At 57.8% G+C, this 11,941-nt stretch carries 9 protein-coding genes and 1 pseudogene; 2 read left to right on the top strand and 8 right to left on the bottom strand.

Annotation, left to right across the window (positions count from 1 at the left end):
• Positions 1 to 358 precede the first annotated feature (358 nt).
• Positions 359 to 1,708, bottom strand: coding sequence for an oxygen-independent coproporphyrinogen III oxidase (gene hemN / locus LCM4577_RS19260; protein ID WP_071072878.1), 1,350 nt, complete (start codon positions 1,706 to 1,708; stop codon positions 359 to 361).
• Between the two features lie 168 nt (positions 1,709 to 1,876).
• On the opposite strand from hemN, the gene LCM4577_RS19255 reads away from it, so the two are divergent.
• Positions 1,877 to 2,641 carry a Crp/Fnr family transcriptional regulator gene (locus LCM4577_RS19255; protein ID WP_041003133.1) on the top strand — a complete coding sequence of 255 codons (765 nt, stop codon included), beginning with the start codon at positions 1,877 to 1,879 and terminating at the stop codon, positions 2,639 to 2,641.
• 799 nt (positions 2,642 to 3,440) lie between these two features.
• Here the strand turns inward: LCM4577_RS19255 and LCM4577_RS19250 are convergent.
• The 7 genes and pseudogenes from LCM4577_RS19250 to LCM4577_RS19220 all read right to left on the bottom strand — a co-directional run.
• Positions 3,441 to 3,695, bottom strand: a pseudogene (locus LCM4577_RS19250) (IS110 family transposase); the annotation flags it as partial.
• 169 nt (positions 3,696 to 3,864) lie between these two features.
• Complete coding sequence (locus LCM4577_RS19245) at positions 3,865 to 5,409, bottom strand: radical SAM family RiPP maturation amino acid epimerase (RefSeq protein ID WP_244508377.1); 1,545 nt, start codon at positions 5,407 to 5,409, stop codon at positions 3,865 to 3,867.
• 26 nt (positions 5,410 to 5,435) lie between these two features.
• Positions 5,436 to 5,804 carry a hypothetical protein gene (locus LCM4577_RS19240; RefSeq protein WP_131803481.1) on the bottom strand — a complete coding sequence of 123 codons (369 nt, stop codon included), beginning with the start codon at positions 5,802 to 5,804 and terminating at the stop codon, positions 5,436 to 5,438.
• Between the two features lie 45 nt (positions 5,805 to 5,849).
• The gene (locus LCM4577_RS19235; protein ID WP_131803479.1) at positions 5,850 to 6,278 is read right to left on the bottom strand and encodes a hypothetical protein; all 429 of its coding nucleotides are present in this window, start codon (positions 6,276 to 6,278) and stop codon (positions 5,850 to 5,852) included.
• Positions 6,279 to 6,348: 70 nt separating this feature from the next.
• Positions 6,349 to 7,758 carry a glycosyltransferase gene (locus tag LCM4577_RS19230; protein WP_041009206.1) on the bottom strand — a complete coding sequence of 470 codons (1,410 nt, stop codon included), beginning with the start codon at positions 7,756 to 7,758 and terminating at the stop codon, positions 6,349 to 6,351.
• Positions 7,759 to 7,796: 38 nt separating this feature from the next.
• Positions 7,797 to 8,444 (bottom strand): HAD-IA family hydrolase, encoded by a 648-nt coding sequence (locus LCM4577_RS19225; protein ID WP_244508376.1) that lies wholly within the window; start codon positions 8,442 to 8,444, stop codon positions 7,797 to 7,799.
• Between the two features lie 191 nt (positions 8,445 to 8,635).
• Entirely contained in the window at positions 8,636 to 10,132 is a 1,497-nt protein-coding gene (locus LCM4577_RS19220) for a GMC oxidoreductase (RefSeq protein WP_071072874.1), read from the bottom strand.
• Positions 10,133 to 10,639: 507 nt separating this feature from the next.
• Between LCM4577_RS19220 and LCM4577_RS19215 the strand changes: the two genes are divergently transcribed.
• Complete coding sequence (locus LCM4577_RS19215; RefSeq protein ID WP_083354776.1) at positions 10,640 to 11,107, top strand: hypothetical protein; 468 nt, start codon at positions 10,640 to 10,642, stop codon at positions 11,105 to 11,107.
• Positions 11,108 to 11,941 lie beyond the last annotated feature (834 nt).

The following is an 11,941-nucleotide window of genomic DNA, read 5'->3' as shown; positions in this document are numbered from 1 at the left end:
AAGATGCCGATCGCAGCCTCGTAAAGAGCTTGCGTCGATGGCTTTCCTGTCGCTGCCAGGCAGCATGTAGGCCCAGAGCGACACTCCACCCTGACCGTCGGCCCTTCTGTCGAATAGGCACGCGCCAGCGGCCAGTGCAGAAACCTGCATAAGCAAGATATGCAGGATCCTGCGCGTTTCTCGCGTCGCCGCAGTTTTGGCGCGGCGCTTGCTGCGACGTTGTCGCGTTCGACTGAGGCGCCGCGATGAGAGGCCAGGCTGCTATATGCAGCCACATGAATCCTCGCAATTTCCCGTGCTGCGGAAATGGCTAGCAATCGATCAAACGCGATTGACGCGAATTTTACGATCAAAATGCTCAAACTGCAGCTGAGTGCCTGGCCGTTCCACCCTCGAAATATTTGTCGAACTTCGCCGCAATGCTCCTTACGAACGGGCGATTTTCCGCCGGCACGACGAATCGGTCGCCTTGGAGTTCGAGCAGTCGAGCAGGATCATTAAGGGCTATGGAGCTTGCCTGACGGAGGAGCTTCTGGCCGRCTTTCCCGAAGCTCTCCACCAAGTCGATCGCCGAGAAGGCGAAATCGCACATCAGTCGCTCAATGATCCAGCCCCGGACGCGATCGTCGTCGGAAAATGCTATGCCGCGGACGGCGGCCAGCTTCCCGTCTTCCGTCATGCTCCGGTATTCGCCGGTCGAAGGCATGTTCTGCACATAGCCTTGACGAAACCGGCCGATGGACGAAGAGCCAAGTCCAATCAACGTCTCGCAGCGATCCTCGGTGTAACCCTGAAAATTGCGATGCAATTCTCCCGCGCGGGCCGCTATCGCCAACGCATCGCCCGGCCTTGCGAAATGGTCGAGCCCGATTGATTCGTATCCATTGTCCTCGATCGCTCGCGCAGCAAGTTGCGATTGCGCAAACCGCTCCGTCGGACCGGGGAGCCATGCCTCGTCGATCATCGTCTGATGTTTCTTGAACCAGGGCACGTGAGCATAGCCGAACAGGGCGATCCTGTCCGGTTCCAGGGTCAGCGCCTGCGCCACGGTGGAACGCACGCTCTCGCTGGTTTGATGCGGCAGGCCATAGAGCAGATCAAGGTTCACGGAATCTACTCCCCGGGAGCGAACGCCATCGACGACTGCCTTGGTCTGCAACAAACTTTGCTCGCGGTTGATCGCTCTTTGCACTTTCGGATCGAAGTCCTGCACGCCGAGGCTCGCCCTGGTCATGCCGATTTCGGCAAGCGCGTCGAGGCGGACTCCGTCCATATCGTTCGGATCGATCTCGACGCTGATTTTGGCATCGTCGAGAAAATCAAAATTGTCTCGCAGCGCCGTCCCCAATGTCACCAGATGCTGCGGCTTCAGCATGGTCGGCGAACCGCCCCCGAAATGAACCGCGCGAACTCGGCCCTTGCCGCTGACAAGGCTGCCAACCGTCGCGATCTCTGCATACAACGACTGCAAATAGGCGGCGACCGGCGCATAGTGACGTGTATGTTTGGTATGGCACGCGCAAAACCAGCAGAGCCTGTCGCAATAGGGAATATGCAGGTAAAGCGATAGCTCCCCGCCGCCTTCGAGTGCCTCCAGCCAGCCGCGATAAACGACCGCGTCGACACCTTGATGGAAATGCGGTGTGCTGGGGTAACTGGTATAGCGCGGGACATTCTCACCAAGTCTGGCAGCAAGTTCCGATCGCATGTCGTGGTCAACCTGTTTGAGTCGCCAACTGTGGACGCACAGATGAGCCAAAGCACTGATTTCGGTCAGCCTCCAGCATGACAAACTGCCGCAAGGATTTTTCTACCGTCGATGGTTATCGTGCCGGCGCTTGGGACCGGGAGGGCGATCAGATCGGGAGAGCGATCAATGACACTACGGCACGGTCTTCACAGTTCCGGCATCCCCGTCTATTGCCTGTCTTGCCAGGCACGGCACCGTGGCCTCTGCAGCGCACTCGATCCAGATCGTTTGGCCAAGCTCGCCAAGACTTCGTCACGGCACAGGGTCGAACGGGGCATCGAACTGATTGGCGATGCCGAGACCCTCAACAGCTATTCGAACGTGCTTTCGGGCGTGGTGAAGCTGACGAAGAGCCTCTCGGACGGCCGCCAGCAAATCGTCGGTCTCCGGTTCGCGCCGGATTTTCTGGGACAGCCCTTCGAGGCGAAAAGCGCGATCCATGCCGAAGCGGCAACGACTGTCTCGATATGCTCGTTTCCGAAAGCGGCAATCGAAAAGATGATGAAGCAATCACCGGAGCTCGAGCATCGCCTGCTCAAGCAGACGCTGAAAGAGCTCGACGAAGCACGCGAATGGATGGTGACTCTGGGCTGCAAGACCGCGCCTGAGAAGGTAGCGAGCTTTCTTCTCATGATCGCCCGCAACATCGATTCCAGTGTTGGCCCGGCGGCCAGCTCGGCGTGCTTCGATCTGCCGCTGACGCGCGCCGGCATCTCTGATTTCCTTGGAATTACAAATGAGACGGTGAGCCGTCAGCTGACCAGACTGAGAATGGACGGCGTGATCCGGATCGAGAACAGCCGCCGTGTCACGGTAGACGACATGAGCCGGCTGGAACAACGTTGCGGTGGGCGGTGGCCGAGGCGCAACCGCTCCATTTACGAGACCTGAGCCGCTCTTGCCTCGCTTGCCTGGCCCGGGAAATGGCAGGATCGCGTTCGAGCGCGATGCGTCAACGCAAGCCTTCTAAAAAGTGGCATAGCATCTATCGAACCGAGAATCCGTTGTGGCCGCTGCTGATGCTGAGATAGGCCACAGTTTCGTGGCCAAGATGTTTGCCGATGAACTCGCCGGTTATCGGGTCGTCGATGCCGAAGAACTGCTTGACCGACCTCGCGAGGAACGGTTGCCAGCTGTTGCCGGGGGTACTGCTCCAGCAGCGACACTTGGGGAGACTAACTAAAGATGGATCCAATACAATAGGTGGACAGAAGATATTTGAAGTAGGCAAGTGGGGGCTGTCGGGCGGGCGGCATTTGATGGCCCGTTCCGCGCGCGCGTGGCGGACCTGTAAGGTCCCGAAGTGGCCGATGAGGTAGAGGCGGCCGTGCGTTCCGGCCGCGACCCCGGGCCAATCATCGAGCGCGCGCGTCCAACGCGACCTTGAGGCTCGCCAGGAGCGCGAGCAGCAACTGGCGAACCCGGCAGGCACGATCCTGGGACGAACTCTCTCAAGGTGGTCCAACAGATTGAGACGCCTCACTCCGCTGACCCCATATGTGGACGGCACGCTTATCGCAAGATGTTGAGTAACGATTAATCGGATCGCTTGCGATCATATGTCGGGCCTTTGCGTCCCGCGTCTCGGATCGATCGATCACACCAACTGCTCATTCTCCTGCAAGTTCCGGCACCAGCTCAGCACGTCAGCACGGTAACAGTAGAGATGTTCCCCGTGTCTGGCCGCTTTCTATGCGACGCGCCCCAAGGCTGGTGGCATAGGCTCCGCTCTGTAGATATCGCCGCTCGTCATTACCTTCCAGGCGATGCGCGCGATATTGTCCGCTAGCCCCACGGCAGCCAGTTTCTGCGGCTTGTGCTTGAGTAGGCCGCCGAGCCAGGGTGAGACGGCGCCTCGGCCGCGTCGGATATGCCTTATAGCGATAGCCCCGGCCACCAGCACGCTGCGCAAGGTTTCGTCGCCGGCGCGCGTGATCACGCCGAGCAGAAGGAGCTTGACCTCAACAACCCCAATCAGAGAAGCCTGCTAGAGCTCATTTGCTCCTAGCCGGAACCGGTCACCGAATTTCACTTGGTGGATGCTAGCCACCCCTCATGATTGTCTGCCCATGCCGCTGTCGCCGTAGATGGCGACGCCCGCGGCATGCAGCCTGTCATCCCATCCTGCCAAGGGAAAGATCGTCGAGATCCTCTTCGATCACCCCGGCCGCGTAAAGCTGGTCGAGCAGGTCGGCGGCTGCAAGGGCGCTCGCTCCGTCCGTTGCGACCCGCATAATCAGCTCCGAAGCTGTATAGTTGCCGGACGCGATTAGTTGGCCAACGGAAATCGGAACGAGCTCGTCGAGCACCCAATGCTCAGTATTGCGTGAGCGGAGACGGAAGTGCCGGTTCTCTGCCTCGTATTGCAGGTCTTCGCGGAAGCGGATCGGCAGGTTGGGGGGTGGGCTTTCGAGCATATGCTTGTCAACGATGCTCTCGAGCCCTTCCCGGAACTCGTCAGGTGTCCGGAAGAAACGTTGAGCCACGATCCGGTACCCGAGAGGCCAGCGGTCGCTACCCGGTACCGGCGCCACCAGTTGCAAACGCCCCTTCCGCATATTTACGAGGAAGCCGGAAACACAGGCGATTGTCGTGGGATAGCCCTCCGGCAAGAGGGTTGCTTCATCTTTGTTGGTTGCCTTGAGCTGCTCCTTTCGCTCTCGCGCGCGCCCGGTAACAGCCTTTGCGGTCGGCCCATCCTTGCCCTGCAGGATGAGTTCGACCCCCATCAGGTCCTCGGGCGAAAACGCCGCGTGAATCTGATCGAGATGTTTCGTGCTTAATACGGAAAAACGATTTGGCACGCGACCGTAACGTTCGAACAGTTCGAGCACGCGCCTAGTGAGTGCTTGATCCTTTAGCGGGGCGGCCGTCGTCGTTTGTGGCAATTCGCCGGTGATTTGATAGAAGTCAAACAGAAAACGGTCGTAGTCCGGGTTATCGATTGGATCTGTAGCCCAGTAACAGAAGCCAGTGCGGACCGCCGGACCAAACATATCGCTCGCGGCAGCGACCACGCCGCGCCAAAGCCCAGCATGCTCCTCACTATATTCATAATAACCCTTGAATCGGTCCGCCGAGAGGCCGCAGAACCAGCAACCGACGGTGCAGCCTTCACTGAGCTCGAATGCGATGGTGTGGTGCGCGATCGACGTCCCCAATTCGCCCAATTCGTCGTTACAGCGCCGGATCTGGCGCTCGCGCCAGGCATGAAAGCGAGGATTAATCGTCGACATTTCGCCTTGGCGGCGCACGAGGTCTCGATGGCGCAACATCTCGCGCACATACTCATCCCACATCATAGCTAGCGGCCACGGGGCAGACTCCGATTTGAAGCGGTACTTCACGTAGTCACCGCACCAGAGCGGCAGTATCTGCATTGGGTCAACTTCGATCCCGTAGGACGCGGTCACTATTCGAGGGTTGTCGACGTTCTCCGAAAGCGCCGTACGGAACTTCCTGTCACCGGCCAGCCGCTCCATGAAGCGTTTGATGTGTGACAACGTGCGCCGTTCCTCTGGCGTGCGCCGGTCAAAAACTTGCCGCCAGCCGTCGCTGCGAGCGTGCAGGCGAGCCGCTGAAGCGGCCCCTTGTCGGCTTGATGGCATAATCTCATGCTCGACGAGGTTTGCTTTCATGTTCTCTTCAGGCTCGTCCAAGCCAAAGCTGCCAGAACTAAATTTCATCAACTGGCGACCGCAATAGCAATTACAATAACGATGACGACCGCGACGGTTGCGGCCTTTTCCCCGACTTGCAGGGGGCTCATGGATAAATGCGGATCGGAATTAGCCAACGCGACCGTATGTACAAGGCCGGTCGAAACACTCGAACCACGCTTGCGGCCAGCAATCGAGCGCAGCTTCTCACTTAACCTTCCTTGGCTTTTCGCACGTATATGACTTCTAACCTCGTCAAGCGTGATGTCGTAGCCGAGGCCCTTTCCAACCGCTACAATCGATGCAAGCCCTCCAGCGCGTGGTTTGAGGTTTGCGAGCGGACTGCTTTTTGCTCCAAGATCGTTGATGAATCGCTCTACTTCAGTTCGCTGCATTCTATTCGCCTTTTGCTTAATGTGGGCAAGCTCTCCATCTCGCCCTCACAAGCGATCGGATGCTGCTCTGACCAAGCAAGCGCCGTACCAACTCAAAAATTCCTGATTTAGCGTGTTGTCTGACCGCACCGCATCGTCGACTTGCTGACCCTCGGAACGACAATTTGGCATATTTGTTACAAAGTTCTCGGTAACCGGGCGGGCAACGTGCCGCTGCGCCTCAACAACCTCGTCGCCGATCGGCGGCAATCCAATGTCGGTTAAGCACCCTCCATAGTCGAGGAGAGGCCGATCAGGGGCGTCGATCTCGAGCAGAGTTGTAAAGACGTAGATCACGCCGACCCGCTTTATGCCGAAAGTTTTAACACCGGTTTGTGAGGAATTGTCGCCGCTTGCCGAATTGCCAGGGCCAAGCGCGTGCCAAGCGATCGAGCTGCGCCACCATCGACGTCCATTTTTTCGCAGCCGGTTCACACCATACGTGTCCTGCGGTGCGGAGACGTCCGCCGCCTGGCTCAGATGACTCTTGGACTGAACGAATCCGTTAACGCACCTGGAAACTGGAGAGAGCGGATTGCATCGAGTGATACCACTTTGGGATTTGCGAGATCTGCGTGCTCGAGCGCAGACAGTGTTCGCGTGCGGTTCTGGCCATCTCCTCGAAATCACTATAACCGACTGCAAGGCGATGCATCATTTCTGCAGCTTTATCCTCGATGTCCGGCTCGTGGAGGACAACGCCATTAAGCCCATTTACGACCTGCCTCTTGAGACCAAAGGCGGACGACACTACGACGGGTTTGCCTCGGAACAGAGCCTCTGTTGCCGTAAGGCCGAAGCCCTCTTCGCGAGATAGAGCAAATACTCCATGGGCGTTCTGTTGCAGCCGGCCGACGATTTCCGCGTTTGCGTCGTGGTCCTTCATCGAGATACAGACCAAATACACCCGCCGCTGCACTTCCTCTGATAATTGAGTGCATAATAGGACGCATTTCTCGAAATACTCCCGTCCTTCAGGATCGTCGGCAACATCCAAAGGATCCGGTCCCGCGATCACCAGGCGTGTATCGTAGGCTTCCGCGAGCGCCGTTTTCACAAAGCGATCGTAAGCGGCGATAATCCGGTCAATACCTTTCAGTCCATCCCACCTGGATACATGAAGGAAATACCGTGAGCCGAGAATGTCCTGAAGGGAAGGGGTGGGCTCGAATTCTTGGCTGTTGAACGAAACCAAATGGTCTAGCGCCTGGCCCGCTGGCCCTTCATAATTACGGTTTTTGCTTGAAAATGGGCTGATGGATGGCGGGATGATATCTATGGGCAGATCAGTATCAAAGGCATATTCCTTGTCGCTTAGGACAATGCGTTGGAATTGACGGAGGTATTCACCGAAGAATTCCCAGATTTTGTCGACCGTCGGGGTGCGCTTCGGATATCCGATGTGGCATCGCCAGATAGCCGGGTGCGGATGAGATTCAAGGAACTTCGCGGCTGCAACAAGAGGCTGCGGATCATGAATTACCAAAAAGTCATCTGGCCTGATGATCCTTTCCAGCTCCGCAGCGCCTCTCTGCGATGCCTCAAGATAATGCGGGAGCAGATCATTCACGCCTGCCACCTTGACGTCGTGAAGAGAATTATGAAGCGCTTTGGTGAATTGAAAAAATTGTTCTTCCTTCGGCTTAAAGATGAGCCAACGCACATCAAAACCAAGCTCCCGAAGCAGGCAAATGTGGTGTGGAAGCATTTCGGCCACCCCGCCGCCGAATGCGGTGGAATTTATGTGCCAAATACAGCGGCTGCCGATCATGTTACGAGCTTCTCCGGACGAACGAAATAGTTCGTCGAGGAGTTCCTCATAATGGTTTCGCTCCGCCACGTAATGGGCAAGTACCGAGCCTTCTACCAGCACCTCATCAAAAAGTGAGGTGCGGGGTTTCGTTGATACTTTCATTCGTGGCCCCTCCCTTAGGTCTGTGGAGCAGGTTCAACTCAGCTGGTTTGAAAGGAAGCCTCGCCAAAGTTCTCTATCCAATCCCTTGTGTCAGGATGATCTCTGGCATTGGGGCCGACGCCGACGCAGTCGCAGCCTGCCGCGATCGCCGCTTCAATTCCGGTGGGGGAATCCTCAAAAACCAAGCATCTTTTGCCTGCGATGCCCAGCATTCTCAACAGCGTTTGATAGGGTTGCGGATACGGCTTTCCCTGACTGACGTCCTCGGCTGCAATCATGATCCGCGGCCAGGAGAGTCCAGCCGCCTCAAGGCGGGCAAGGGCCGAAACCCGTGCCGAAGAGGTGACAATAGATCGCCTTTCTGCTGGGATAGAGCTATAGAACTCTACGGCGCCCTCGATCGGTTGCAACAGTCCCATCGCTTGAACTTCGTAACCCGCAATGCGATTTGCCTCGCGTTCTGGCGAGAGATCGGGCGCGATCGCCGCCACTAAATCGACGTCGCGGCGGGCGGCCGACATTCGCACCGCGTTATCCGGAGAGATCCGTTCCTCCCGTGCCCATCGACGGAGTGCGCTTTCGACCACAGCCTCCGAATCTACAAGGGTTCCGTCCAGATCGAAGGCTACGTGATCATAGTCGTCGAGGTGAACATTAACGGTTGCGGTTTTCCTGCGATTTTTCAAGGCTTTCCACCCCATATCAGCCCCAATGATGCTTATTGGAAAGGCCGGCTCTTTCTGTGGTGTGAAATGCCTTCGCGCACTATTCGACCATGGGCTGGGTCAGTGAGCTGTGCAGTCATGTCACCGTCCCAACCGTGTGCCGGCTGCAAAGCGGCAAAAAATGCACCGTCCATGGAGCCAGGACCGAGCATCTAAATTGCGCCTTTACCGAGTGACATAGCCATTCGCCTGGCGTTGGCCATGATTGTGTGGGTCGRATTGCTGTTGCCGGCGAAGTTCATAACGGAGCCATCCATCACATGGATGTTGGTCAACCCATGGACCCTGCCGCAGCTGTCCACGACCGAGTTCCTCGGATCACTACCGGCGCGCATCGTGCCGTGCAGGTGGGAGCTGCCTTTTCCCGGGAAATATGGCTCTTGCTCGATGCGGAATGCGCCAAGGTGGCGCAGAATTTCATCCGCGCGGTCGGCGAGAAAATTCCTTCGTGCACGGTCATTTTCCGAGCTTCGGTATTCAAAACGGATATAAGGGGTACCGTACTGGTCAGCGGCCTCGTCAAGCGCGACGCGGTTATGCGACCATGGCTCTTCTCCGGCTATGTAGTGCAGGCGCGCGACGCCTACGTTCTCATTCGGCGAAGCGAAATTCGCTTCATAAATGAGCCCACCAAATTTGCATGGCGCGCCGTTATGTTCGTAGAACTCATCGGTATAAACGGTCGAATGCGGTCCCCAGTGGGGAGCAAATGCATCGGAGCCCCGATCGGCTCGCTGCATGTAGCCGACGGAGTAGCCACCAATCTTGAACGAGAGGCCGCGTCCAACGAGGCCGGAGTCGTTTCCTATTCCCTTTGGAGCATGGTCACCCTTCGACCTGAGCATCAATGCCGCTGTTTGTATCGCGTTTGCGCAGACGATTACCCTTTCAACTGGGATACGGATCAGTTCCGATGAGAGCGGCACATAGCACTCAAGAGCTCCAGCCCGACCGTCGTTCTGCATTTGGATCCGGTTGACGAAACAGCCGTATAGAACCGAGATTGACCCTGGCAGGGCGGAGTCATCCAAAATGTTTCTTGCAAGCACTGATGCTCTCGCATCCGTAGGGCACGCGAGTTCATCGCAAGCCGAACAATTGATGCATCCCTTGTTGGTCCCTGGCGGCCTGATTGCTAGTGGGATGGTTTTTGATCTTATGCCGAGTTCCTGCATTGCATTGGATATCATCAGCCCACGCGGACTGGGTGGATACGATGGAAACCCATTCGCGCCACTGATCTCCAAGAGATGCTCGATCTCCAAATAGTAGGGTTCGAGCTCCTCGAGGGTAATCGGCCAGTCAATCGCCATGTCAGTCGTAAGATATTGGGAAGCTGACAGATCTGCTTGTCGGTATCTGAACGTTATCGCGTTGTAGAAACCCATCCCCCCGCCGACGCAGCAGGCTGTCCAGGGGTTGCCATCGGCCTGGCCATTGGAAGTGAGTGCCTTGCTGTAGGCCTCTTGATGAGGCCCGAGCATGGCGCCAGGACAAGCCGGGCCTCCATATTCCAGGACGGCCACATGGCACCCCTTTTCCGCAAGTGTCCGGGCGACGATCGATCCAGATGGCCCGGAGCCGACAACAACCGCATCGAAGTTTGTGTAATTACACGCGTGCGCTGCAATGTGTCTGATGTCCGTCACGGGTAACAGTCTCCTGTGAGGTTTGTGGTAGCAGGCCAGCGGGCGATGTTCGCGATTGACATGAGGAGGAGCTTTATACCGGACGCGTAGTGGGGGGCAGCGATGCCCGCCGGACCGGTGGCTGGGTGGCGACAATTGACGAAAAGGCCGTCGTGTGTGGATGCCTTCAGAAGACCAGCGGCGGCGGCATTGGTGGGGTGACCATGAAACGTCTTCTCCTTTTCAGTGACGTGTTGCGGATGGCAGCGCATTTACTGTGCCAACGAGAAACCGTTTTAACTCAATCCGATGCTTGTACTCTGGTAGTCGCATTTCCAACATTGTCGGACATTGGACAGTGCCAAACGCCAAGCGCTCGCGGTCTCGATCCGCCGTCAAGAATCATGGACGCCGAAGTCTCAGCCTTCGTTCTGACACTCGTGTTCCTCCTCTTTTAGCGTAACCGTCTACTGGACGGTGAGCCGGCGGTCGCTGGCGCCAACCGAAGTAAGGCGACAGGAGAGCGGATTGCGCGATGGCGGTAATCTCTCGCTCAATGGCTTGAGCGGCCTCACGGCGGAACTGTCCCCCTCGCGGATCCCGCCGAACGGCTTCTCGAGCGCCTGGAAGGCCCCTCGATGCCGAAAGAGAGTCCGCCGCGACAGTGTACATGAACTGCGCTCGCCGATCATAGGCTCGCTCGCTCAGATTCAGAGGTTATTGTCCGAAGTTCGCCAGGGATTGGCCAGAACGGCTGATTGCGGCGTCTTTGTGCTCGAGGCCACCCGGGCGCTGGCCGCACGCCTGGCCGAGGGCGAACGGCCGCGGACCCAGCCGCTGCACCTCGACCCCCTCGTCGCCGACCGGCAGGCCCTGCAGCATCGCCTCGGCGCTTATATCGACTCGGGTCAACGAAGCTTGCCACGACGGCTCGCCGACACTCCGGTTCGGCTCATCAGCGGGGAGCGGCGTCACGATCGTCACAGCGATGTTTAGGCAACCCGTCGCAGGCAGCGCGCCGGGCGGCATAGACGAATCAAGTGCGCGGTCCCGGAATTGGTGGTTCGAGTTGTTCGGTTCATCCGCTTGCTAGGTGTGGCTCAGTTCGCTCTGGACAGGAGGGTGTTGCCCGAGGTGGGACGGAGCGAACCGAGCCACAGGTCGGCGATACGTGTCCAGGCAGATGATGGCAAGCGTAAAACGGTTTCATTTGTGATGGAATTCGAAGTGCCGTAATTGCGGACAGCGCTTTCATAATATTAGACTGCGCTAATTGTTTAGTTAATTGGAGGGTGTTCGCGGCTTACTTTCCGCGGCCAGCTCATCATGATCGACTCCTGTGTCAGCGTTCGCCAACATGCGGCCATGGCAAAAAGCGGATGACGACGATGATTGCATGTTCCCGCGGCGGGCTCACGACCAAGATCACGCGCTCGTCGATGCAAAGGCCGACCATTCGATCTCGTCCTGACTGCCTGGCACGCACATGACCGCAAGCCTGCCATGTGCAGCGCTCTCATCCGTCAGCTTGTCGAAAGCTAAGCCCCATAGAATCAATCCGCCAGGCCGGCTTGAGCGGCTCGGAACACGCAAAGGAGATTCGGATGGATCAATCCGTCCCGCGTCTCAGATTTCGCCCGCACAGACGACGCAGCCTTGCAACAGCAGCAGACCGGGCAGGCGAGTGTTCAGGAGCATCTGAACGCCTTGCAGCCGGGCCAGCATCGGCAAGCCGTTCCAAACAGCCGGCTTGCCCGGCGGCGGACCGGCTCACATGGCGGTTGGATCGAGGGTGCTCCCCAAAGCGTGAACCTTCCACGTCGCAGACGC

The organism is Mesorhizobium sp. LCM 4577 (assembly GCF_001854795.2).
Lineage (GTDB): Bacteria > Pseudomonadota > Alphaproteobacteria > Rhizobiales > Rhizobiaceae > Mesorhizobium > Mesorhizobium plurifarium.
The sequence above is the reverse complement of the archived record's forward strand: the minus strand, read 5'-3'. Positions and strand labels throughout refer to the sequence as shown.